Origin of the sequence: Aestuariirhabdus sp. LZHN29 (assembly GCF_049985285.1) — a bacterium.
Classification (GTDB): domain Bacteria; phylum Pseudomonadota; class Gammaproteobacteria; order Pseudomonadales; family Aestuariirhabdaceae; genus Aestuariirhabdus.
The window spans coordinates 578,757-601,368 of record NZ_JBNIEU010000001.1 but is presented as its reverse complement, the minus strand read 5'-3'; the positions used below and the strand labels follow the sequence as shown (position 1 = coordinate 601,368).

Annotated in this window: 19 protein-coding genes; 7 read left to right on the top strand and 12 right to left on the bottom strand. The window is 57.1% G+C overall.

What is annotated here, in order from left to right:
* The first annotated feature begins 2 nt into the window (after nt 1-2).
* Nucleotides 3-1,430, top strand: coding sequence for a uroporphyrinogen-III C-methyltransferase (locus ACP3PW_RS02845; protein ID WP_426415149.1), 1,428 nt, complete (start codon nt 3-5; stop codon nt 1,428-1,430).
* Nucleotides 1,427-2,635, top strand: coding sequence for a heme biosynthesis HemY N-terminal domain-containing protein (locus ACP3PW_RS02840; protein ID WP_426415148.1), 1,209 nt, complete (start codon nt 1,427-1,429; stop codon nt 2,633-2,635). Before ACP3PW_RS02845 ends, ACP3PW_RS02840 begins: the two co-directional genes overlap by 4 nt.
* A gap of 41 nt (nt 2,636-2,676) precedes the next feature.
* On the opposite strand, the gene ACP3PW_RS02835 is transcribed toward ACP3PW_RS02840, so the two are convergent.
* The 4 genes from ACP3PW_RS02835 to trxA form a co-directional block, all read right to left on the bottom strand.
* Nucleotides 2,677-3,690, bottom strand: a complete 1,014-nt coding sequence (locus ACP3PW_RS02835; RefSeq protein WP_426415147.1) for a 2Fe-2S iron-sulfur cluster-binding protein — start codon at nt 3,688-3,690, stop codon at nt 2,677-2,679.
* Nucleotides 3,687-5,156: a 4-hydroxy-3-polyprenylbenzoate decarboxylase gene (ubiD, locus tag ACP3PW_RS02830; RefSeq protein WP_426415146.1), complete on the bottom strand. Its 1,470-nt coding sequence runs from the start codon at nt 5,154-5,156 to the stop codon at nt 3,687-3,689. Before ubiD ends, ACP3PW_RS02835 begins: the two co-directional genes overlap by 4 nt.
* Nucleotides 5,157-5,191: 35 nt before the next feature.
* On the bottom strand, nt 5,192-6,451 hold the full coding sequence (rho, locus tag ACP3PW_RS02825) for a transcription termination factor Rho (protein WP_426415145.1): 1,260 nt from the start codon (nt 6,449-6,451) through the stop codon (nt 5,192-5,194).
* 247 nt (nt 6,452-6,698) lie between these two features.
* The gene (trxA, locus tag ACP3PW_RS02820; RefSeq protein WP_426415144.1) at nt 6,699-7,025 is read right to left on the bottom strand and encodes a thioredoxin TrxA; all 327 of its coding nucleotides are present in this window, start codon (nt 7,023-7,025) and stop codon (nt 6,699-6,701) included.
* 196 nt (nt 7,026-7,221) lie between these two features.
* Here trxA and ppx point away from each other — a divergent pair, with 196 nt between their 5' ends.
* Nucleotides 7,222-8,754 carry an exopolyphosphatase gene (gene ppx / locus ACP3PW_RS02815; protein ID WP_426415143.1) on the top strand — a complete coding sequence of 511 codons (1,533 nt, stop codon included), beginning with the start codon at nt 7,222-7,224 and terminating at the stop codon, nt 8,752-8,754.
* Between the two features lie 121 nt (nt 8,755-8,875).
* Here the strand turns inward: ppx and ACP3PW_RS02810 are convergent, their stop codons facing one another.
* The 6 genes from ACP3PW_RS02810 to ACP3PW_RS02785 all read right to left on the bottom strand — a co-directional run bounded on the left by ACP3PW_RS02810 (nt 8,876) and on the right by ACP3PW_RS02785 (nt 15,761).
* On the bottom strand, nt 8,876-10,900 hold the full coding sequence (locus ACP3PW_RS02810; RefSeq protein WP_426415142.1) for an MtrB/PioB family decaheme-associated outer membrane protein: 2,025 nt from the start codon (nt 10,898-10,900) through the stop codon (nt 8,876-8,878).
* Nucleotides 10,901-10,915: 15 nt separating this feature from the next.
* Entirely contained in the window at nt 10,916-11,857 is a 942-nt protein-coding gene (locus ACP3PW_RS02805) for a DmsE family decaheme c-type cytochrome (protein ID WP_426415141.1), read from the bottom strand.
* A 286-nt stretch (nt 11,858-12,143) separates the two neighbouring features.
* On the bottom strand, nt 12,144-12,707 hold the full coding sequence (locus tag ACP3PW_RS02800; protein WP_426415140.1) for a NapC/NirT family cytochrome c: 564 nt from the start codon (nt 12,705-12,707) through the stop codon (nt 12,144-12,146).
* 63 nt (nt 12,708-12,770) lie between these two features.
* Nucleotides 12,771-13,094, bottom strand: coding sequence for a c-type cytochrome (locus tag ACP3PW_RS02795; protein WP_426415139.1), 324 nt, complete (start codon nt 13,092-13,094; stop codon nt 12,771-12,773).
* Nucleotides 13,095-13,488: 394 nt separating this feature from the next.
* Nucleotides 13,489-15,042, bottom strand: coding sequence for an acyl-CoA synthetase (locus tag ACP3PW_RS02790; protein ID WP_426415138.1), 1,554 nt, complete (start codon nt 15,040-15,042; stop codon nt 13,489-13,491).
* Nucleotides 15,043-15,098: 56 nt separating this feature from the next.
* The gene (locus tag ACP3PW_RS02785) at nt 15,099-15,761 is read right to left on the bottom strand and encodes a nitroreductase (RefSeq protein WP_426415137.1); all 663 of its coding nucleotides are present in this window, start codon (nt 15,759-15,761) and stop codon (nt 15,099-15,101) included.
* A gap of 231 nt (nt 15,762-15,992) precedes the next feature.
* Here ACP3PW_RS02785 and ACP3PW_RS02780 point away from each other — a divergent pair, with 231 nt between their 5' ends.
* Nucleotides 15,993-16,385: an MAPEG family protein gene (locus ACP3PW_RS02780; protein ID WP_426415136.1), complete on the top strand. Its 393-nt coding sequence runs from the start codon at nt 15,993-15,995 to the stop codon at nt 16,383-16,385.
* A gap of 48 nt (nt 16,386-16,433) precedes the next feature.
* Here the strand turns inward: ACP3PW_RS02780 and ACP3PW_RS02775 are convergent, their stop codons facing one another.
* Nucleotides 16,434-16,742, bottom strand: a complete 309-nt coding sequence (locus ACP3PW_RS02775; RefSeq protein WP_426415135.1) for a c-type cytochrome — start codon at nt 16,740-16,742, stop codon at nt 16,434-16,436.
* A gap of 202 nt (nt 16,743-16,944) precedes the next feature.
* Between ACP3PW_RS02775 and hemB the strand changes: the two genes are divergently transcribed.
* The 3 genes from hemB to ACP3PW_RS02760 all read left to right on the top strand — a co-directional run bounded on the left by hemB (nt 16,945) and on the right by ACP3PW_RS02760 (nt 21,534).
* Nucleotides 16,945-17,958 (top strand): porphobilinogen synthase, encoded by a 1,014-nt coding sequence (gene hemB, locus ACP3PW_RS02770; protein ID WP_426415134.1) that lies wholly within the window; start codon nt 16,945-16,947, stop codon nt 17,956-17,958.
* 81 nt (nt 17,959-18,039) lie between these two features.
* Nucleotides 18,040-20,199 carry a polyphosphate kinase 1 gene (gene ppk1, locus ACP3PW_RS02765; RefSeq protein WP_426415133.1) on the top strand — a complete coding sequence of 720 codons (2,160 nt, stop codon included), beginning with the start codon at nt 18,040-18,042 and terminating at the stop codon, nt 20,197-20,199.
* 180 nt (nt 20,200-20,379) lie between these two features.
* Nucleotides 20,380-21,534, top strand: coding sequence for an acyl-CoA dehydrogenase family protein (locus tag ACP3PW_RS02760; RefSeq protein WP_426415132.1), 1,155 nt, complete (start codon nt 20,380-20,382; stop codon nt 21,532-21,534).
* Nucleotides 21,535-21,545: 11 nt separating this feature from the next.
* On the opposite strand, the gene hemH is transcribed toward ACP3PW_RS02760, so the two are convergent.
* Nucleotides 21,546-22,544: a ferrochelatase gene (hemH, locus tag ACP3PW_RS02755; protein ID WP_426415131.1), complete on the bottom strand. Its 999-nt coding sequence runs from the start codon at nt 22,542-22,544 to the stop codon at nt 21,546-21,548.
* Between the last annotated feature and the right edge of the window lie 68 nt (nt 22,545-22,612).

The window sequence follows — 22,612 nt, the reverse complement described above, 5'->3', positions numbered from 1 at the left end:
CCATGAGCAAGAAGCGTGGAAAGCACGATAGCGAGAAACCGTCGGAGCAGGAGAGCCCCGAGCTATCGACCGATGAATCGACGGAACTCTCTCCTCCCAACAACCCAGCAGACGTTGAACGCGATGGTGCCGAGCCTCCGTCAACGCCCGTTGAGCCCAAGGTGGCCGATGCGTTGGCTGAGGAGTCGGAGCAGAGCGCAGCGACCACCGAGGCGGTCTCCCGGGTGAGTGATGAACAGATACAGGCTGCCGCCCTGGCTGCAGCTACCCGCCCCTCCCCCCACGCTAAAAAGGGCGAAGACAGTGTTTCTCGCGCGGATGCGTTGAAATCTACTGGCGAGGCCGTACCCCCTAAGGTCGCGACGGGAGGGCGCTCGTGGCTGGCCCTGCTGGCGCTGGTGTTGGCGTTTGTCGCCTGTGCAGGCGTGGCGGCTCTGGTTTATATGGATCGGGATATCCAGTATTACCTTGAGCATCGCAGTTATCCTGACGCCGAGCAGCAGCTGGCTTCAGATCTGCAAAGCCTTGCCGGTCGCCTGGAGAGTAGCAATAGCGCCCTGCGCGAGGAGTTGTCCGCGCTTTCCCCCTTGGCCGAGAGTCAGGTGCAGTTTGAAGAGCGGTTACGGGCAACGGGGGAGAAACTCGACCAAAACAGCCAGAGTTTGCAGAGTCAACTCAACGAACTGCAGCGCACCAGCCGCGATGACTGGCAACTAGCCGAGGTCGAGTACCTGTTGCGGCTTGCTAACCAGCGACTGTTGACCGAGGGCAGTATCTCCGGGGTGGAGGCGTTGCTCACCAGTGCCGACCGCATCGTGCGCGACCTCGATAATGTATCACTGTTCCCGGTGCGCGAAGCCTTGGCGGCTGATCTGGTTGCGATCCGCGCGGTCCCAAGAGTTGACAGTGAAGGGGTCTATCTGCAGCTGGCGGCGCTGGCTGAGCAGGCGATGGCGCTGCCCCTGTTACCGGTTGATGGGTATCAGATAGCGGGCACGGCACCGGCCGAGGTGGTGGTTGCCGAGGAGCAGCCCCTGCTGCAACGCTTGTGGGTGCGGGGGCAAGCCAGCCTGGAGCGGTTTACGCAGTATTTTCGTCTTAATACCCACCGTAGCGAGCCTCTGCAGGAGTTGTTGACCCCCGATGAGGAGGTTTACCTGCGACAAAACCTGCGACTGATGATGGAGCAGGCTCAGTTGGCGCTGCTCAAGGGGCAGCAGCGGGTGTATGACGCCAGCCTGAGAGCTAGCCTTGATTGGCTGGAACGTTATTTTTCCTATAACAGTCAGGCATCGGTCTCAATGGTGAAGCAGCTGCAACAGTTGCAGTCGTTGCAGTTGAGCCCCGACCTCCCTGATATCAGCGGATCACTCAAGGCGATCAAAGCCTTCAATGAGCAGCTTCATCGCCGCGAGGAGGCTGCCCAATGAAATGGTTTCTGATGCTATTGCTGGCGTTGCTCGCGATGGCGCTGGTGGCCAACGGAATGGTGCTGGATAACGGCTACATCCTGATCGCTTACGGTGATACCACATTTGAAACCACCCTGTGGATGGGATTGTTGCTGATTCTGGTACTGCTCTGCATCGTCTGGTGCGCCAAGGCTCTGCTCTGGTTGTTGCTGGCATCCCTTAATCTGGTGGTTCCCGTCACCGCGGGCAGCCGTCTCCGGCGAGCCCGGGTCAACGCCTCCCGTGGATTGCTTAACCTGATAAAGGGAAACTGGAAATCTGCCCACCGCCAGTTAGGCAGGGCGGCGGCTGAAGGTGAGTCACCGTTGGTGAACTACCTGGCCGCTGCGCGGGCAGCGCACCTGATGGGCGACGAGCAGCTGACCGGAGAGTACCTGCGCCGAGCCGATGCTGACGTGCCGGGGGCCACGGTGGCCGTGGGTATCACCCAGGCCCAGCTGTATCTCTCCAGCGGGCAGTTGGAGCAGGCGTTGGCGGTGCTTAAGGAGTTGCGCCGGAAAGTGCCCAGACACCCCTATATGTTGAAGTTGCTGGTGCGGGTTTATTACCGCTTGCACGACTGGGAGGGGCTGCAGGGTCTGTTACCTGTTCTGGAGCGCTATCAGGTTTTGCCCGCTGATGAGATCCTCAAATTGCAGGGCGAAGCTTACGCGAAACTGTTTGCGCTGGCCTGTGAAAAGGGAGCCCGTGCCGCTGAGGCGGAATCGCTGCAACAGGCCGATCTCATCTGGGACGGGTTGAGTCGTAAGCAGAAGCAGGATGAGGTGTTGGTAGCGCATTATGCGAACTGCCTGATCCGTTTGCAGGCGTGGGAAAGAGCTGAGCAGCTACTTTCAAAGTCCCTGCGCCGCCATTACAGCGATCGCTTGATGGAGCTCTATGGTCGTGTACGTAGTGCGGATATTTCCAGCCAGCTGATCAAAGCCGAAGCCTTGCTGAAGGAGCATCCGGATAACCCGGTGTTGCTGATTGCCCTTGGGCGGATCTGCTTGGCCAATGAGCTGTGGGGCAAAGCACGGGAAAGCTTTGAAAAGAGTCTTAAGCTCACCCGTAGCACCGTAGCCTGCAACGAGTTAGGCCAGCTACTGGCCCAGCTCGGCGAGCACGAGGAGAGCACGCGTTATTTCCGTGAGGGCCTGGAGCTGGCAACTCGCTCAGCTTGATGCCCGGTGGAGGCGTGCGTTCGCTGACTAGCCTGCGCTCCCTAGCCTTCGCGGGGAGCGTAATCGAACACGTCGGAATGGATGCGCGACCGCTCGACGCCGGCGGCGATGAGGTCGTCGAGGCTGGCGTAGACCATCTGCGGTGACCCGCAGATGTAAAAATGGGCATCCCCCAGATCTGCAATATCTTCGACCACCGCGTGGTGCAGCGCCCCGCAGCGCCCATCCCAGTCGGCATCCTGCTCGTCGCTGATGACGGGGTGAAAGGTGACTCGATGCTGCTGTGACCAGCTATGGGGCAGTGTCGGCAGGTAGAAGTGCTCCACCTTGCGCACACCCCAATAGAGGTGCAGTGGCATCAGGTGCTGCTGCTCCAGGCAGTGCTCGATCATTCCCTTCATCTGTGCGAACCCGGTACCGGCGGCCAGAAACACCAGCGGGGTCTGGGGAATGCTTTGCAGGTGGCAATTACCCTGGGGAAGTATCACCTTGACCACCTTGCTGTGCTGTACGCTATGCAGAATTCGGTCGGAGATCTCGCTGGCTGCTGCGTGTTGAATGTGCAGTTCGATCTCTCGGTGCCGGGACAGGCGCCCGGGTGCACTGGCGATAGAAAAGGGACACTGTTGCCCATCTTCCAGCTCCAGCATCAGGTACTGACCGGCATAAAATTCTGGCAGTTGGCCTGCGGGGGCCAATAGCTGCACACGATAGACATCGTGATTCAGTCGCTCGATGGATTGGACCTGACAGGCCAGTGGGGTCATTCTTAACTCTCCTGATCGTCGCAGGGTTGCGGCGGTTATCTCCAGATCGCTACGGGGGTAGCTGATACAGCTGTAGATGGTGTGTGGTTGTTGGCTGGCGAGGGTTCGCTGACCCCGGCGGGATTCGACCTCACCCTTAACCAGTGTTGTTTCACAAATATAGCAGTTGCCGTTACGACAGCTCGACGGGAGTTGGTAGCCCTGCTTGCGCAAGTTTTCGAGCAGGCTGAGGGAGGTGTCGAGGGGGATGCTCTCCTGTAACGGGGCGATGCTCAGGCGAAAGTTCACGAATCGATGCCGAGCTGGTCCCAAATTTCGTCAACGCGCTGCTTGACCTCGCCGCTCATGGTGATCGGTTCGCCCCACTCGCGATCGGTTTCTCCTGGCCATTTGTTGGTGGCGTCGAAGCCTACTTTGGAACCCAGCCCCGATACGGGAGAGGCGAAGTCGAGGTAGTCGATGGGCGTGTTGTCGACGAAGACGCTATCCCGTCGGGGGTCCATTCGGGTGGTCATCGCCCAGATAACATCGTTCCAGTCGCGGGCGTTAACGTCCTCGTCGCAGACAATAATAAATTTGGTGTACATAAACTGGCGCAGGAAGGACCAAACCCCCAGCATGACCCGTTTGGCATGTCCCGGGTACTGCTTGCGCAGGGTGACCACCGCCATGCGGTAGGAGCAGCCCTCGGGTGGCAGGTAAAAATCGATAATCTCTGGAAACTGCTTCTGCAGAATGGGTACGAACACTTCGTTAAGCGCGACACCCAGTACCGCGGGTTCATCGGGGGGGCGACCGGTATAGGTACTGTGGTAGATCGGCTCGTGGCGGTGGGTAATGCGCTCCACGGTAAAGACCGGGAAACGATCTACTTCGTTGTAATAGCCGGTGTGGTCGCCAAAGGGGCCCTCGTCCGCCATCTCGTCGGGGTAGATATATCCCTCCAGCACATATTCGGCGCTGGCGGGCACCTGCAGGTTGTTGCCGATGCTCTTTACCAGCTCGGTCTTGCTGCCGCGCAGCAGGCCGGCGAAGGCGTATTCCGACAGGCTGTCCGGCACGGGCGTTACGGCCCCCAGTATGGTGGCGGGGTCGGCCCCCAGCGCTACGCTAACCGGAAAGGGTTCGCCTGGGTGCTGCTGTTGCCAGTCGCGGAAATCGAGGGCTCCGCCGCGGTGGGAGAGCCAGCGCATGATCAGCTTGTTGCGCCCGATCAGTTGCTGACGATAGATCCCCAGATTCTGTCGCTCCTTGAGCGGTCCGCGGGTGATGACCAGTGGCCAGGTAACCAGCGGTCCTGCGTCACCGGGCCAACAGGTCTGGATGGGCAACGAGTGTAAATCCACCGCCTCACCCTCGATCACAACCTCCTGGCAAGGAGCCTTGCGTACCACCTTGGGGCTCATAGAGAGCACCTTTTTAAGCAGTGGCATCTTTTCCAGCGCGTCGCGCATCCCTTTGGGGGGCTCGGGCTCCTTGAGGTAAGCGAGCAGCTTACCAATCTCGCGCAGGGCGTCGATCGAATCGGCACCCATGCCCAGCGCTACCCGCTCGGGGGTACCAAACAGGTTGGCCAACACCGGTGTGTCGAACCCTTTAGGGTTTTCAAACAGCAGTGCCGGACCCTTTTGGCGCAGGGTACGGTCAGCGATCTCTGTCATCTCAAGGTACGGATCGACCTCGGTGTCGATCCGTTTGAGTTCGCCTCGCTCTTCGAGCTGGCGCAGGAAATCACGCAGGTCGCGATATTTCATCGGTCAGGGCCGTGCTGGGAGGTTTCCGGTCCGCACTACTTGCGCTTCATGGACAGGAAGAACTCCTCGTTGGTTTTGCTGTCTTTCATGCGGTCGAGTAGGAACTCAATCGCGGCGATCTCATCCATTGGATGGAGAATCTTGCGCAGGATCCAGAAGCGTTGCAGCTCCTCCTCGGGAACCAGCAAGTCTTCGCGGCGGGTGCCGGATTTGTTGATGTTGATCGCCGGGAAAACCCGCTTTTCAGCGATACGGCGGTCGAGGTTGAGCTCCATGTTACCGGTACCCTTGAACTCCTCGAAGATGACGTCATCCATCTTGGAGCCGGTTTCGACCAGGGCGGTGGCTATGATGGTGAGGCTGCCACCCTCTTCGATGTTACGCGCCGCCCCGAAGAAGCGCTTGGGACGCTCCAGGGCATGGGCGTCGACACCACCGGTGAGAACCTTGCCGGAGGAGGGGATGACGGTGTTGTAGGCGCGCGCCAGGCGGGTAATGGAGTCGAGCAGGATAACCACATCCTTTTTGTGCTCGACCAGGCGCTTGGCCTTTTCGATCACCATGTCAGCGACCTGTACGTGACGGGCTGGCGGCTCGTCGAAGGTACTGGCGACCACCTCTCCGCGCACCGAGCGGGACATTTCGGTCACCTCCTCGGGGCGCTCATCGATCAGCAGTACGATCAGGTGTACATCGGGGTGGTTGCGTGCGAGATTGGCAGCGATGTTTTGCAGCATCAGGGTCTTACCCGCTTTAGGCGGGGAGACGATAAGTCCGCGCTGACCCTTTCCGAACGGTGCCACCATGTCGATGGTTCGTGCGGTCAGGTCTTCGGTAGAGCCGTTGCCGGCTTCCATCACAAAGCGTTCGTTGGGGAACAGCGGCGTGAGGTTCTCGAACAGAATTTTGCTCTTGGCGTTTTCCGGTTTGTCGAAGTTGATCTCGCTGACCTTAAGCAGGGCGAAATAGCGTTCGCCATCCTTGGGTGGGCGGATCTTGCCGGAAATGGTGTCCCCGGTGCGCAGGTTAAAGCGGCGAATCTGACTGGGTGAAACGTAGATGTCATCCGGGCCCGCCAGATAGGAGCTGTCGGCGGAGCGAAGGAAGCCGAAGCCGTCCTGCAGGATCTCCAGCACGCCATCGCCGTAAATATCTTCACCACCGCGCGCATGACGCTTGAGGATGGTAAAAATAACGTCTTGTTTGCGAGAGCGAGCGAGGTTGTCGAGGCCCATCTCAATGGCGATATCGAGTAGCGCCTGGACAGGTTTTTTCTTAAGTTCAGTTAGATTCATAGTGGGCACAAAGGGGGTTATGAGGCTGTGCTGAGGATTCGGCAGCAGCGGAACGATCCTGAGGTCAGGTGGTGTCTGCAGGAGTTATTTTGGTGTTTTTATGGGTTTCTTATTCAAGTGTCGCAGGAGCGACGAAAGGTGTAGCAGAAATCTAACACCGAATAGGGATGGAGTCCAGTAATGGCCCTAATTACGTGATCTGTAGTGAGTACTGAGCCCCGGTCTGGAAGATCCGGGGCTCAGAGTATCAGATGTTGCTGTCAATAAAGGCGGTCAGCTGGGACTTGGACAGTGCGCCAACCTTGGTGGCTTCCACGTTACCGGCCTTGAACAGCATCAGGGTAGGGATACCACGCACGCCGTACTTGGGGGCGGTGGCTTCGTTCTCATCGATGTTAATCTTGCAAACCTTGAGCTTGCCCTCGTATTCCTTCGCGATCTCGTCGAGCACCGGCGCGATCATCTTGCAGGGGCCGCACCACTCCGCCCAATAATCAACCAGTACGGGCCCGTCGGCCTTTAGTACGTCATCATCAAAAGACGTGTCGCTCACGTTGACGATATGTTCACTCATCTATACATCTCCGGTTTGCAGGTTCAAATTTTGCTCATAATAGCACCCGTCCTGCGGCTGGCATAGGGCAGGCAGGTTTCTGATGCAATGGCGTACCACTCTGTTAAGCTAATATGGCTCCATTGGAGACGATTTCAAGTGTTGGCGGGAGTCCGTTGTCGATGATCGGTGAAGTGTTGAGGGGAAAGGAGTATTGATGGGAGATCAACAGTCGATGGATGCGAAAGCGGTATCCACGAATGAACGCGCCCATGAGCTGATCGCTGCCATTGATCTGGGTTCTAATAGTTTTCACCTGATCGTAGCCCGCTACGAGCATGGTGAGATTCGACCCATCGAGCGCATCGGTGAAAAAGTACAGCTGGCGGCGGGTATCGACGCCGAAGGCAATCTTGACCAGCGTTCGATGCGTCGTGGTTGGGCCTGCCTGCGTCGCTTTGCTCAGTACATAGAGGGTATGAAGCCTGACCTGGTAAGGGTGGTGGGTACCAAGGCGCTGCGTATGGCCCGCAATCGCCGGGAGTTTACCCGTACCGCCGAATCGATTCTTAAATGCCCTGTCGAGGTGATCAGCGGTCGGGAAGAGGCTCGCCTTATCTACCTGGGTGCCTCCCATACCCAGGCCGATGACCATGGCCAGCGACTGGTGGTGGACATCGGTGGCGGCAGCACCGAGTTGATTATCGGCAAGCGCTTCGAGCCCAAGCTGCTGGAGAGCCTGCACATGGGGTGCGTGGTGTTTAGCACCCGTTTTTTCCCCGATGGAGAGGTGACCGCTGATCGCTTTGATCAGGCCTACTATGCCGCGCGGCTGGAAGTGCTCAACGTGCTCAAGAGTTATCGGCGCCTGGGTTGGGATGAGGTGCTGGGGTCCTCCGGCACCATCAAGTCGGTGGAGCAGGTGCTGGTTGCCTCGGGCGTTACCGAGCAGGGAATTACCCGCGCAGGAATGGAAAGCCTGCGCCAGCAGGTTATTGAGATGGGGCATGTAGATCGTATTCAGCTTGATGGCCTCAGGCCTGACAGGAGTACCATTTTTCCTGCCGGGCTCGCGATTCTTTCCGCCGTGTTCGATGCCCTTCGTCTCAAGCGGATGCGATATTCCGATGGAGCCCTGCGCGAAGGGTTGCTCTATGACATGGTGGGGAGCCAGCAGCATGAGTATGTGCGAGAGCGCACCCTGAACGCACTCATAGACCGGTATCGCATCGACAGGAAGCATGCTCGCCGGGTGCGCAAGCAGGCGCTCGGCTGCTTTCGACAGGTTGCCGAAAGTTGGCGCCTGGGCAGCTACGAGCGGGAGATTCTCAGCACCGCAGCCTGGTTGCACGAGCTGGGCATGGCCGTCTCCCATACCCGCTACCACAAGCATGGCGACTATCTGGTGCGTCACTCCGATATGCTCGGCTTCACCAGTTACGAGCAGCGGGCCGTTGCGCTGTTGATTCGCAGTCATCGTCGTTCGTTGCCGGTGCACCTGTACGAGAATATGTCGAGCTACTATCGCGACCGTATCCTGCGTTTGTCGATTCTGCTGCGGCTTTCCATTGTGCTCAACCATATCCGTAGCGAAGACAGCCTGCCCGAGTATCGGCTCGGCGTAGAGGGCACAACCCTGACCCTCAATCTCGGCAGTGGTTGGTTGCATCAGCACCCGCTGATTCGCGCCGACTTTGAGCGTGAGGTCACCTTGCTGGAAAAGGTGGGGTATACGCTGGAGGTGCAGTAGTCGGGCTGGTCGTTGTTTGTGGGGGGGCGGGCTTTAGTCCGACCTACGGGTGGGGCATAAAAAAGGCGCACCGGGGTGCGCCTTGAGAGGTTGGGTTTGGCCGCGAGCGCGACCTTAACCGCTACTGATAGCTATACCGGTAAGAAGCCCCGATAAAGTGGACGATTTCGTTGTCGTCCTGGTCTACCGTATTGCCTTTATCGTAAGTCCAGCCGTCATAGGTCCAGTCATCGGTTTTGAGCTTGTTGTAGCTATAGCTCAGGCCAACACTGGATTGCTGATCGATGGTGTAGTCACCAAATAACTTGACCCGCTGCTGCTTGTACTCGATAGAGTCCAGATCGGTCGCTGTCGTATTGGCAACATTTTTCTGATCGTAGTCGTTTTTATCCTTCTGGTAGTTGTATTCAGCACCGACCTTTAAGTCTTCGGTGATGGCGCCCTTGACACCAATGCCGTAGGCAACGCCGCGCTGTTCCAGTTCGGCTTTAAAGTCTTCACGGATAGGAGGCCCAGAGCGAGGCAGCCCTCCATTGTACTGGTCCTGTTTCTGTCGGTCGGTAGAGACCCAGCCGTTCAGTTCCCAGTCGTCATTGAGGGCATAGTTGGCGTCCAGTGAAACCAGGTAGCCCTTGATCTCATCAACGCCCAACTGGTTACGCAGGTCGTAGTCATCCTCGTAGGCCTTCAGCAAAAACTGAGTAGACAGCTGCCCCGTGGGTGACCAGTCGACCAGCAGCTTACCTTCATTACGGGTGCGCTCGGCGGTATAGATAGGATCAAAGTCGTCAAGCTGTGCTGCAGATTTTTCAAGGCCAGAATTATCCCGGTCCTTGTATTCGTACTGCAAGCTCGCGCTCAGGTTATCCATGAATCGCTTTTTGACCCGCAGGCCGTAGGTGTTTTCCTCGGTTTCCTTATATTTATCGATATTGCCGGTGACATCATCGGGACGTTTGATCTTTTCGTAGCCTGCCGTACCGGTGAGCTTCCAGTTCATCGGCAGTCGATAACTGGCTTCGGTGTCTACGGTATGGGTAGTCAGATCACGCTGCACGTAGAAATCATCTGGCTCAGCAGGACCCGCTGCGTTCTTGTACTGGCGCTCAGGGGTCTCGTCATCTTTATCCCGATAACGATAAGTGGCGCGCAGAGTCAGCTTGTTGATGGGGCGGGAGACAATACCGAGCCTGACGTTGGTTTCGGCGACCTCCCCGTCCAGGTCCTTATAACCACCGACCTGTGTTGGCTCGTAGAAAGAGTCATCCTGGGTGGTTTTTGCGTAGGCGAAACGGAAATCACCCCGAGTCGAGTCGGTGAAACTGTAGCCGCCGTTCACATAACCCTGCCAGGAGGTGCTATCCAGTGGCAGTGCTGATACATAGTTATCGACGTTGGGGGAGCCAAATCCTGGGAGGTCGTAGGGAACTCCGCCGTCCATCAGATAAACAGCTTCCTTTTTGTTATCGTAGTGAAGCACATAGGTGCCAGCCTGAATTTGCAGTGCCTCCCCAGTAAACATCACTGAGGCGTCAAACTCCTGGGTATTGGCGTCTACCGGTTCCGTGAAAAAGACGGGATCAGCCGCAAAGTAGCCAGCTCCCATTGGGCGAGCGCCCTCTTTCTTTTCGCTGCGGAAGTTAGCGTCAACTGACCACTCTTTGTTGATCCACTTGGTGCCGCCGAGGCGGATGTTATCGCGGGTGACCTTATAGTCCTTGTCGCGCAGTGCGCTCCCGGATACGTCCTGGATCTCCTTGGTGGATCCTTTCAATGTTGTATTGTAGTTGTAGGGATAGTTACGTCGCATTGTGTCGACGCCGATGGAGTATTTCCAGTCCCCTTGGCGATTATGCTCGAAACTGAGGCTTCCGCCGTCGGCCCTCAGCCTCATCCAGGTGCCGGTTTCATCATCTCGATGATTAATGTCGGCGCCAAACAGAGGGTAGAACCCCTTGTCGTCGGCTCTGCTGTATTGGCTGAAGTAGTAGTTATCATCGCTAACCCAGCCGGCTCCCAGCGAGAAGCTGCTATCGGGTTCGGTATAGGGTTTGAGTTCTTCCTCTTCCGCCCAAGCGGCACCGCTCAAGGCTACACTAATGGCAACGCAGAGAGGCAGTGGTTGGAATTGCTTGTAAATCTTCATGGTCACTTCTCCCTGTTATTGCCTGAAGGTTCGAGATTTGCTGCTGTCGATAGGACTGTTGCCACCGTGGATATTGGTGTGACAGTTCACGCAACCCCGCGCCGCGGTGTAGACATCATCCTGCTCTGGGGCATGGCCGCGGTGAGTGCTTTCACCACCGTGACATTCCTGGCAGAGGTAGGGTGTACGTACCGTTAGCATGTTAGGTATGTTAGATCCGTGAGGGTTGTGGCACAGCGCACAATCTTCCTGCACCGGCTCGTGGTTCCAGATGAAGGGTCCTCGCTTCTCGGCGTGGCACTGGTAGCAGGTATCGGTCACGGTATCTTTAACCAGCTGTTTAGGTCCGGTACCGCCGTGGGCGTTGTGGCAGCTGGAGCAGGTTACCAGTCCCTCCTCGATGGGGTGACGTGAAAACTTGGTGTACTGCATGCGCTGTTCTTTGTGGCAGCTGAAGCAGACCTGGGCCTGGGTTTTCTTCTCGCGCACCTTGTCCTGCTGGGCGTGCACCTGGTGGCAGGAACTACAGGCTACGTCTTCTGCCTTGTGGGTGCTGCTGGCCCAGTAGATGCGATCCCCACCGGAGTGGCAGCCTTCGCAGGATGCGCTCTGTTCAGCCGCGGTGTTTTTCGAGTTTTTGCCGAACAGAATGTCCGGTAGTGGGCGGTTGGGCTGATCGTCAGCGCCACCCAGGTGCTCCTTGCTCTCGCCGTGGCAGCTGGCACAGCTGGGTGTGCGGCCATCGGCCATGGTGCCGTGCTTGGTCTTGCCGATCGACAGCACCGGGTAGAGCTCGTATTCGTCGTGACAGCGGGTACACTCGGCGTCGCCTTTGAGTACCAGGTCACCCCTTTCATCTTCCGCGGCGACTGCGGGCTGAACCGCTGCCATTGCTGACACCAGAATTGCCCCCAAGCCAAGCCCCTTCAGAACGCGAAGTGGTATGTACCTATCCATAGTTTTCTCCCTCTATTTATCAAGCAAAACATCTGAAGCCTCTATGGTGAGCTTCTAAATGTTCGAATCACGGTCCGTCAGGTTCCGTTCCTTTTGCGAACCCGCGGCTCCCGACCGCAGGGTTCAAGTCCTGTGTTTTAGTCTTGCTTTAGTGGGTCGGGCTAAAGCCCCGGCCCACTATAAATCCTGTATGTTGTCGTTCTGCTTTTGGGTATACCCGACTATAAGTGTCGGTTTTTAGGTTCCCAATAACGCAAAAGGCGCGGGGTGAGCCGCGCCGTTGTTGTTAAAGATCCTCCGGGCTGAGTTCGCCGTCGGGTTCGAAGTGGGCTATGGCAAAGTGGCAGTCGATGCAGCTTTTGCCCTCCGCGAAACCGCGCTTGTGTCGATCCTGTGCCTCTTCCGTTTGTCTGCTGGGGTCCATCGCGTCCACGTTGTGGCAGGCGCGGCACTCGGCTGAATCGTTGGCTTTCATGCGGCGCCACTCATTCAGCGCCATTTCGTAGCGGTGCTCTTCAAACTTTTCCGGGGTATCGATCTTGCCGGTAAGCATGTACCAGAGCTCTTTGGATGCCTTGATCTTGCGGATCATCTTGGGGAAGAACTCACGAGGTACGTGGCAGTCGGCGCAGGTGGTACGGTTGCCCGTGCGATTCATGTCGTGAATCGTCTCCTGGTATTCCATGTAGACGTTGTCGCGCATCTCATGGCAGGAGATGCAGAACGCTTCACTGTTGCTGTAGCTGATAAAGGCGTTTGTGCTGATCGTCAGGCCGATACCGATGACGAACGCTGCAATAATCGGCAGGGTGCACCATTTTTTAATGAATGCAAACAGTGATTGCCACATAGCCAGTTACCCTCTCTTCCATGATGAATCCCGCCTGATACGGGATTCGGTATTGCTGAATTTTTAGCGAGTCAGGATCCAGTTCAAGACGGTATCCATATCTTCGCCTTCGAGCTTGAGCTCCTTGTGGGTCTCCTCCTTACCGTTCACCTCGATGGTGGGGGTGGAGGTGGCATGCTCCTTAAGCTTGGCTACGGCTTCCGGGTCACCGTCGTACTTGGCGGCGATCTCTTTCAGTGAGGGGCCATCCTTCTTGCGGGACACGGCATGGCACTTGAGGCACCCCTGTTTTTGCAGTTCGCGCTGGGCGTTAATTGCATGGGCCTCAATCGAGGTGACGGCCAGCAGCGCGGCGATTGAGGTGGCAGCTAGGGTAGAAAGTTTCATCTTGACTCCTTGAATGTTTCGGTAAAAGTGTTACCGCAAACAGTATCAGGCTAATGTCCATGTCGAAAATAGGTAATTGCCGTCTATTTTAGGCCGCAATCCGTATCCAAGGTAGACGTCTGGGTACGGTTTTTCAAGGTGTTTTAAATAATGTGACGGCGTCGCGTATTTCAATACGAGAGGGTATCGCGTTGCTGGTTTTAAGACGTTTTTTCCCGCTGTAGTGGTGCCAGACATAGCGAATGGTTAGCAAAAGCAGGAGTTTTTTAGCCGTAAGGAAATAAAAGTGCTGTGCAGCGATCACCGCTCGTGACCCTAAAGGCTACGGGCGGTGATATATGTCAAATGCGCGGGGTAGGCAGGAGGCGGGTGACACCATCGATTTCTTCCGCGGTCAGCTCTTCTGGCCGGCATCCTCCCACCAGGGTTTGCGTAGTGCCGTTTTAAGAATTTTTCCGGCACCGGACAGGGGAAGGGTGTCTATCCACTCCACGGAGCGGGGGATCTTGTAGCCGGCGATCTGCTCCCGGCAGTGCTGCCGCACCTCCTGTACGTCGAGCTCGTTACCGTCGGCGCTGACCAGTACGGCGTGAACGGCCTCGCCCCACTCGCTACTGGGAATGCCTATGACGGCGCAGGCGGCGATCGAGGGATGCTGCATCAGCACATTTTCGACTTCAACGGAGTAGATGTTTTCGCCGCCGGAAATAATCATATCCTTGAGGCGATCGGAGATGTAGATATAACCGCCATCATCCATCCAGGCGGCATCACCGGTGTGCATCCAGCCGTTTTGAATCGCTTCTGCGGTCGCCTCCGGTTTGTTCCAGTACCCCAGCATGACGTTGGGGCCCTTCACGATCACCTCTCCGATCTCACCCCGTGGTAACTCCTGTCCGGCGGGGTCGACAATCTTGACCTGCTGCAGCGCGCCGGCGCGTCCGGCCGAGCGAATGCGGCCACTCTCCAGACCGGCTGTGGTGTGATTATCCTTACCGGAAACCGTGGCCAGCGGGGCCAGCTCGGTCATCCCGTAGGCCTGGATAAAGCCAACGTGGGGGATCTTCTCCATAGCGGCGTTTACGGTATCCAGAGGCATCGGCGAGGCGCCGTAGATAATGGTATCGAGGCTGGACAGATCGAAACGATCGAATTCCGGATGGGCCAGGGTCATCTGTACCATCGTCGGCACCAGCAGTACGTGGGAGACCTGCTCACTGGAAATGGTGTCGAGTACCCGGGAGGGGTCGAAGGCCGGGTTGACTATGTGAACGCCGCCGCGCATATAAACGGCCATCATCATGGCAAAATCTGCCATATGGAACATCGGCGCTGCGTGCAGGTAGCGCGCGCCGTCGGTAATGATGTTGTCCGCGACCACTGAAATACTGGAGCCTACCAGATTGGTATGGCTGAGCATCACTCCCTTGGGAAAGCCAGTGGTGCCGCCGGTGTAGAAAACCCCGCCCAGTTGGTCGCCGCTGCGCTCACAGTCATCCATGGGGGGGCTATCGCGTACGAGGGCCTGATAATCGAGCATGCCCTCAGGCGCGGTTTTATTGCCGCAGTAAATCAGGGTTTGCAGCGAACTGGATAGCGCCTGAACCTTTTCCATCAGCGGCACGAAAGTGTCATCGACGAGCAGGATGCGGGTGTCCGAATCGTCCAGCGAGTAGGCGATCTCGTTGGCGGTCCAGCGGATATTGACCGGGTTGATGGCTCCCCCAGCCCAGGGAACCGCCATCACGTACTCGAGGTAGGTGGTGGAGTTTAGCGACAAGATGGCTACTCGTTCACCGTCATTGATCCCGAGTTGGCGAAAGGCCGAGGCGGCGCTGGCGACGCGCAGACCCAACTCGTGGTAGGTATAACGGGTGCCGCCATCAATCACTGCGATCTGGTCGGGGCGTTGGGATATATTGCGGTGCAGGCTTTGGGTCAGTTGCATGGGGTCTCCGATCGTTATTGTTGTTTGAGTGTCCGGGTTCGGTGTTCGTCGGCTCCTTAGTCAATAAAGGTAGTGCACTGCGCCAGGGGTGCTCGTCCTACACGGGTTTTGTTGGCTGGATTGTGAGTGTTTTCGTAGCCGAAGGAGATGCCCAGCAGGATGCCGGTCTGCTGGTCGATGCCCAGCTCCTGACGCACTCGATCCGGGTAATAGGCGAGGGCACCCTGGGGGCAGCTGGCGATGCCCTGCTCGGTCATTAGCAGCATCAGGGTCTGGGCGTAGATGCCAATATCGACGGCATTGACGGTACTGTAGCTGCGGGGCATACCAATAAAGGCGACATGGGGAGCGTCGAAGAAGTGGTAGTTTTCAAGTAGCGCCTGCATGCGCCCGGCTTTGTCGGTTCGTTCTATCCCCATGTTTTTATAGAGCTCCTGCGCACAAGCGACCTGGCGCTCTCGAAAGATCCCTTCGTAGGAGGCCATAAAACCAAAGTCGGGTTGGGGAGGGTTTCCCGCGCTTACGTGCTGGTACAGGTTGTCGGCGAGCGCTCGACACCGCTCTCCGCTAACCACAAAGGTATGCCAGGGCTGGGTGTTGCAGTTGGAGGGCGCATATTGGGCGTTACTGAAGATCTGCTTCAGCAGTGAGGGGGTAACCTGCTGTTCGGTAAAGCCGCGCACGGTGCGCCGGGATTGGATAGCATCATTGAGTTGCATGGGAGTAGGCTGATCTTGTTGTTATATTGACCCCATTACAACGAGTTTTTGGGGTATATGGATATCGTTCGAAGGGGCTATTTTTATTCGAGGCTCTGATCGCGGCGGTTAGATGATTGCGGCATTCGCTGGAATAGCGAGACGATCGATCAGAATAATTGACCCTGTGTAATTGGCCTATTGCTGTTTAATAATAGGCATCAACGTATTGAGATAGGAGTAGATTGGAAAATGAGCGTGGCACTTTACTGTTTGGTGGCAGCGGCGCTGCTGATTATGGTGAGCAAGATGCCGGTTGCGGTTGCGATGATGCGGCAGCACGGGTACGACAATCGGGAGCCTAGGCGGCAGCAAGCACAGCTGGAGGGGTGGGGCTTTCGAGCCCTGTCGGCGCACCAGAATAGTATCGAGGCATTCCCTGTGTTTGCTGCCGGTGTGCTGGTGGCGGTGCAGGCGGGTGCGAGCCCCGAGGTGGTGGATGCTCTTGCGGTGACCTTTGTTGTGGCGAGGCTGGGTTATATCGCCCTCTATTTGTTGGATAAAGGGACCTTGCGCTCGTTGAGCTGGGGAGTCGGGTTTGGCTGCAGTCTGGCGCTGATGCTCAGCCCGGTGTGGGGCGCTTAGCGCGGGCCCCAACGGGGGCGATGCCTCCCCCGTTTTTGCGTGCTGGCTTTAGAGGCTGGAGAAATAGGCCGCCAGGTTGGCGATATCCTCATCCGATAGTGTTGCGGCCTGCCCCTGCATGATGGCAGCCTGCCCGCCAGCCCGCGCCCCACTTTTGTACGCGTTGAGGGCGTAGACAATGTAGTTGAAGTTCTGTCCGGCCAGATTCGGATAGGTGGGGATGGTGGCTTTACCGTTCGCGCCATGGCAGGCAGCGCACATCGCTGATTTCGCCTTGCCCGTCTCGGCATCACCTGCTGCCACCGCCAAGCCGGGAGTGAGTAGTGCGAGAGTGGCGATTAATAAGCGCTTTTTCATTTATAGCTCCTTTAGAACACTGAGAGGGCGTGCCGTTATATGCCCCCTAAAAGGCCGGATGGGGGCTACATTTATCGCGTGTAATTGTAGGGCATCAAGCGTCAGCTACAAAGGGGGTTGATGTAGCGCATTGAAGCGCCCGGTTAATGGGTTATGATGCCTGAATACCGTATTGAACAATTCACCGTTAGGGAGTGATGTCGTGTCTTTTTCCGATTCTCAGCGCCAGTATCCATTAACCCGTCCGCGCCGTATGCGCTTTAATGATTTCTCCCGCCGCCTGATGCGCGAAAATCGTCTTACCTGCGACGACCTGATCTACCCGGTCTTTGTGCTAGAAGGTAACAATCAGCGAGAGACGGTGCCCTCCATGCCCGGGGTGGAGCGATTGAGTATCGACCTGCTGCTCAAACAGTCCGATGAGATGGTAGCGCTGGGTATCCCTGCGGTAGCGTTGTTTCCAGTGACGCCACTGGAGGCCAAAAGCCTGGATGCGAAAGAGGCCTTTAACCCAGATGGTCTCGCCCAAAGGGCGGTCAAGGCGTTAAAGGATCGTCATCCTGACCTGGGGGTGATGACCGATGTTGCTCTCGATCCGTTTACCACCCATGGGCAGGATGGCATCATTGATGCCAGCGGCTATGTGCTCAATCAGGAAACCATTGATGTCTTGATCTATCAGGCACTCTCCCATGCCGAGGCCGGTGCCGATATAGTCGCACCGTCGGATATGATGGATGGTCGTGTTGGCGCCATTCGCCAGCTTTTGGAGAGCGAGGGACACAGCAACACCCGCATCATGGCCTATTCCGCCAAGTACGCCTCGGCCTACTACGGACCTTTCCGGGACGCGGTCGGCTCTGCCGGCAATCTGGGTAAGGGCAACAAGTACAGCTATCAGATGGATCCGGCCAATAGCGATGAAGCCTTGCATGAGGTCGCGCTGGATCTTGCCGAAGGGGCCGATATGGTGATGGTCAAGCCCGGTATGCCCTATCTTGATATTGTACGGCGGGTAAAGGATGAGCTTAAAGTGCCCACCTTTGTGTATCAGGTCAGCGGTGAGTACGCCATGCACAAAGCCGCGTTCGCCAACGGCTGGCTCGACGAAAATAGCGTAATGCTAGAATCGTTGCTGGCGTTCAAGCGAGCGGGAGCCGATGGCATTTTGACCTATTTCGCGATGGATGCTGCGCGCTTGTTGCAGGACGGTTAGATAAGGTTTCAGCGTGAAGGCAGGGTGTCTTTTGCGTAAAGCTATAGTGTCACGAAGACGGAATTAAACGAGGAGGGAACCATGAGCCAGGATGAGACCATTAGCGGCGCCAGTGTTGAAAGTGAGGCGGCTGAGCAGCCAAAGAGTGCGCCGGAGGTTGAGACTACCCCGGTGGTGGAAAAACTGACCGATTACGGCAATACCGATTACTACATCAATCGGGAGCTGAGTAACCTGCAGTTTAATCTGCGGGTACTGGAGCAGGCGGCCAATGAAGACCATCCGCTGCTGGAGCGATTGCGCTACCTGCTGATTTTTAGTAGTAATATGGATGAGTTTTTCGAGATACGGGTCGCGGGCTTGAGACAGCAGATCGATTTCTCCCGGGAGCAGGTGGGCCTCGACGGCATGCAGCCGCAACAGGTACTGAAGGAGATCAGCCGCATCACCCACGAAAGCGTGGCGCGCCAATATGTCATGTTACAAGAGCAGTTGTTGCCGGCGCTGCAAGAGCACAACGTCCATATTCTGCGCCGCAGCGAATGGAGCGAAGCGCAGATCCAATGGGTAAGCGACTATTTCTATTCGGAAGTGATGCCCGTGATCAGCCCGATCGGATTGGATCCTGCACACCCTTTCCCTCGTTTGGCCAACAAGAACCTTAACTTTATTGTGTCACTGGAGGGGCAGGATGCCTTCGGGCGGGAAACCGGTATGGCGATTATTCCTGCGCCGCGCTCGCTGCCCAGGGTAATTCCGGTTCCAGCAGAGCTCTGTGACGGGGGCACTCATTTCACCCTGTTATCGGCCATGATTCACCAGCACGCCGGGGACCTGTTTCCGGGTATGACCATCAAGGGGTGTTATCAATTCCGCCTGACCCGAAATAGTGACCTGATTCTCGATGATGAAGTTGAGGATCTCGCAACGGCCCTGCAGGGTGAGTTGCAAACTCGTCGCTGGGGTAGTGCGGTGCGATTGGAAGTGGCTGACAACTGTACGCCGGAGCTGGCCCACTTTCTGCTCAAGGAGTTTAACCTCACCGAAGATGAACTCTACGAGGTCAATGGCCCTGTCAATCTGTCGCGTCTGATGGATCTGTGCAATCTGCCCAACCATCCCGAGCTGCAGTACCAGCCGTTTACTCCCAGTTTCCCCAAGGGGCTTATGCCCAAGGAGAATTTGTTCGACGCCATCACCGTTAGTGATATTTTGTTGCTGCACCCCTTCCAGTCCTTTACACCGGTGGTTGACCTGTTGCGCCAGGCGGCCAAGGATCCTCATGTGTTGGCGATCAAGCAAACACTGTATCGCACCGGTGCCAAATCGGAGATCGTTGATGCGCTGGTGGATGCGGCCCGTAACGGTAAAGAGGTCATTGTCGTGATCGAGCTCAGGGCTCGTTTCGATGAGGAGGAAAATCTCACCCTCGCACGGCGCTTGCAGGAGGCTGGTGCGATCGTGGTGTATGGCGTGGTCGGGTACAAGACCCACGCCAAGTTGATGATGATCGTGCGCCGCGAGGAGGGCAAAATCGTACGTTACGCCCATCTGGGCACCGGTAACTACCACGCCGGCAATGCACGCCTCTACACCGACTACAGTCTTCTGACCCGGGAAAAGGATTTGACCAATGATGTGGCCAAGATCTTCCAGCAGCTGACCGGAATGGGCAAAGCGGTACGGGTGAAGAAGCTGCTGCACGCCCCCTTCACCCTGAAAAAGGGTTTGTTGGACCATATTCAACAGGAGATCAACCATGTCGAAGCGGGGGCCAAGGGGCAGATTATCGTCAAGTGCAACTCCCTGACGGAGGCGAAGGTGATCAAGGCGCTGTACAAAGCGTCCCAGGCCGGGGTTAAGGTGGATCTCATTGTTCGCGGCATCTGTTGCCTGCGCCCCGGTGTGCCGGGATTGTCGGAAAATATCCGGGTGCGCTCGATTGTAGGACGTTTTCTTGAGCATACGCGCACCTTCTATTTTGCCAACAACGGAGCGCCCCGTGTATATGGTTCCAGTGCTGACTGGATGGTGCGTAATCTGGATCACCGCATTGAAACCTGCTTTCCTATTGAAAGCCCGAAGCTGTCAGCCCGGGTAAAGAAGGAGCTGGATACCTATTTGCAGGACAATTGCATGAGTTGGCAGTTGCAGGCCGATGGCAGCTATCGCCAGAATCACCCACGGTCTAACCAGACGCGTCGCGACTCTCAGATCCAGTTACTGGAAAAACTGGTTTAAGGCTCTCGGGCCGCCGGCAACGGCGGCCACCTTCTTGCAATGCGCACCACTTGGGTGCACATTGAAGCTCTTTTTCCCCTGCCCGGCATTCATCAGCACTGTCCATAGTGTCCCGTTGGCACAACGTGGTGAGCACTATGGGCTCACGAGTGGATGGGCCCGTTACTCGAGGAGCCTGTTGTGGATTTTTCCCTGACCGAAGAGCAAACCCTTATTCGTGATACCGCCCGTCAGTTTGCCGACAGCGAGCTGGCGCCAATGGCGGCGCAGCTGGACCGAACCAGCGATACTGATCTCCTTAAGCAGCAGCTAAAAAAGCTCGCCGAACTGGGGTTTATGGGCATCAATATTGATGCAGAGTTCGGCGGCACCGAAGCGGGTAGCGTAGCCTTTAGTCTGGCGATTACTGAAATTGCGCGCGGCTGTGCATCCACCGCAGTGACGACCTCGGTGACCAATATGGTGGCGGAGGTGATTCAGGCGGTAGGCACGGAGGGGCAGAAGCAGCGTTACTTGCCGCGACTGTGCAGTGGAGAATATGCGGCGGGAGCGTTCTGTCTCACCGAGCCCGCCGCAGGATCTGACCCTGCAGCGATGAAAACCCGTGCTCGGCGCGATGGCAGTGACTATGTGCTCGACGGTGGCAAGATTTTTATCACCAGCGCCGAGTACGCCGGGGTTTTTGTGGTGTGGGCGGTTACTGACCCCGAGGCCCCCAAAGGTAAGGGTATCTCCTGTTTTTTGGTGGAGGCAGGCACCCCCGGACTGGTGATCGGCAAGCGTGAAGAGAAGATGGGGCAGAAGGCCTCGGCCACCAACGAGGTACGCTTTGAAAGCTGTCGTGTGCCGGCGGAGGCGATGATGGGGGCTGAAAACCAGGGCTTTCGTATTGCCGCAGGAGAACTCGCCGGGGGGCGTATCGGTATAGGTTCACTGGCGCTGGGGGTGGGTCTGGCGGCGATCGATTATGCTCGTACTTATGTCGCGGAGCGCCAGCAGTTTGGCCAGCCATTGATCAACTTTCAGGGGCTGCAGTGGATGCTGGCCGATACCTATACCGAGTTGGAAGCGGCGCGATTATTGTTGATGAGCGCCGCCTGCGCAAAGCAGCGAGGCGAGTCCTTTGGTCCGCAGGCTTCAATGGCGAAGCTGTTCGCCTCGGAAGCCGCGAACAAAGCCTGTTATACCGCTCTGCAGCTGCTGGGTGGGTACGGCTACATCAAAGAGTATCCGCTGGAGCGCCATGCCCGCGATGTGCGCATCACCAGCATTTATGAAGGTACGAGCGAGGTTCAACGTATCATCATTGCGCGCGAGGTGATGCGGGGTTTTTAATGCATCCAGACCTATAGCCAGCCACCCAGTTGGTCGGCCGCAAGCGCTGCCAGCATCTCAATGTGAGCCTCTGTAGCGTTGAGTGCAGGGATATAGTGGTAGTCACTGCCCCCGGCCTCTTCAAATATCTCCCGATTGGTGATGGCGACCTCCTCCAGGGTTTCGAGGCAGTCGGCACTAAATCCCGGGCAGATAACATCGACACCACTGCGCCCCTGCTTTGCCCACTCAATCAGGGTCTCTTCGGTATAGGGTTGCAGCCATGGGGCGACCCCCACGCGGGACTGGTAACTCAGGGTCCAGTCGCTGTCGTTGAGTTGCAGCCGCTCGACGACGGCGTGCACGGTGGCCTCGCACTGAATAGCGTAAGGGTCCCCATTTTTCACATAGCTTAGCGGCAGGCCATGGAAGGAGAACATCAGGTGACCCTGTCGACCGCGCTGCTGCCAATGGTCGCGTACCGATGCGGCCAGTGCCTCGATGTAGGCGGGTTGCTGGTAGTACTGGCGAATAAATCGTAGCTCCGGAATGTCACGGCGGGTACTTAAGGCTCGCGCGATCCCGTCGAAGCATGCGGCGGTCGTGGTTGCACTGTATTGCGGAAAGAGGGGTAGTGCCAGCACGCGCTCGATCCCCTCCTGCTGCAAGCGTTCGAATGCATCGGTGATCGAAGGGTTGCCGTAGGTCATCGCCAGCTCAACTTTCACCTGATGCTCCCCCAGGCGAAGATCGAGTGCTTTCTGCACGGCTGTCTGTTGTTGCAGGCTGATGGCCCGAATCGGTGAGCCCTCCTCGCTCCAGATATTGCCGTAGACGTGCATTAGCTTGCGGGGCCGAAAGGGCAGAATGACACCGTTGAGGACGAACCACCAGATCAGTCGTGGCGCTTCGATAACCCTGCGATCCGAAAGGAACTCGCGTAGGTAGCGCCGCAGTGCGGCAGGCGATAACTCGTCCGGTGAGCCGAGGTTTAGCAGTAGCAGGGCGATTTTAGGCGCAGAATTGCTCATCGGAGTCCTTTTATAATCTGGTCGGGCTGCCCTCGGCTGGCTGCGACTGGGCTACAGTTACCGGGCGG

Bases quoted from the DNA above. Each gene is read 5' to 3' on its own strand.
- ACP3PW_RS02790 (WP_426415138.1), bottom strand. From the start codon at position 15,042: ATGCAACTGACCCAAAGCCTGCACCGCAATATATCCCAACGCCCCGAC.
- ACP3PW_RS02810 (WP_426415142.1), bottom strand. From the start codon at position 10,900: ATGAAGATTTACAAGCAATTCCAACCACTGCCTCTCTGCGTTGCCATT.
- ubiD (WP_426415146.1), bottom strand. From the start codon at position 5,156: ATGAAATATCGCGACCTGCGTGATTTCCTGCGCCAGCTCGAAGAGCGA.
- rho (WP_426415145.1), bottom strand. From the start codon at position 6,451: ATGAATCTAACTGAACTTAAGAAAAAACCTGTCCAGGCGCTACTCGAT.
- ACP3PW_RS02845 (WP_426415149.1), top strand. From the start codon at position 3: ATGAGCAAGAAGCGTGGAAAGCACGATAGCGAGAAACCGTCGGAGCAG.
- ACP3PW_RS02780 (WP_426415136.1), top strand. From the start codon at position 15,993: ATGAGCGTGGCACTTTACTGTTTGGTGGCAGCGGCGCTGCTGATTATG.
- ACP3PW_RS02805 (WP_426415141.1), bottom strand. From the start codon at position 11,857: ATGGATAGGTACATACCACTTCGCGTTCTGAAGGGGCTTGGCTTGGGG.
- ACP3PW_RS02785 (WP_426415137.1), bottom strand. From the start codon at position 15,761: ATGCAACTCAATGATGCTATCCAATCCCGGCGCACCGTGCGCGGCTTT.
- ppx (WP_426415143.1), top strand. From the start codon at position 7,222: ATGGGAGATCAACAGTCGATGGATGCGAAAGCGGTATCCACGAATGAA.
- ACP3PW_RS02800 (WP_426415140.1), bottom strand. From the start codon at position 12,707: ATGTGGCAATCACTGTTTGCATTCATTAAAAAATGGTGCACCCTGCCG.
- hemH (WP_426415131.1), bottom strand. From the start codon at position 22,544: ATGAGCAATTCTGCGCCTAAAATCGCCCTGCTACTGCTAAACCTCGGC.
- trxA (WP_426415144.1), bottom strand. From the start codon at position 7,025: ATGAGTGAACATATCGTCAACGTGAGCGACACGTCTTTTGATGATGAC.
- ppk1 (WP_426415133.1), top strand. From the start codon at position 18,040: ATGAGCCAGGATGAGACCATTAGCGGCGCCAGTGTTGAAAGTGAGGCG.
- ACP3PW_RS02775 (WP_426415135.1), bottom strand. From the start codon at position 16,742: ATGAAAAAGCGCTTATTAATCGCCACTCTCGCACTACTCACTCCCGGC.
- ACP3PW_RS02840 (WP_426415148.1), top strand. From the start codon at position 1,427: ATGAAATGGTTTCTGATGCTATTGCTGGCGTTGCTCGCGATGGCGCTG.
- ACP3PW_RS02795 (WP_426415139.1), bottom strand. From the start codon at position 13,094: ATGAAACTTTCTACCCTAGCTGCCACCTCAATCGCCGCGCTGCTGGCC.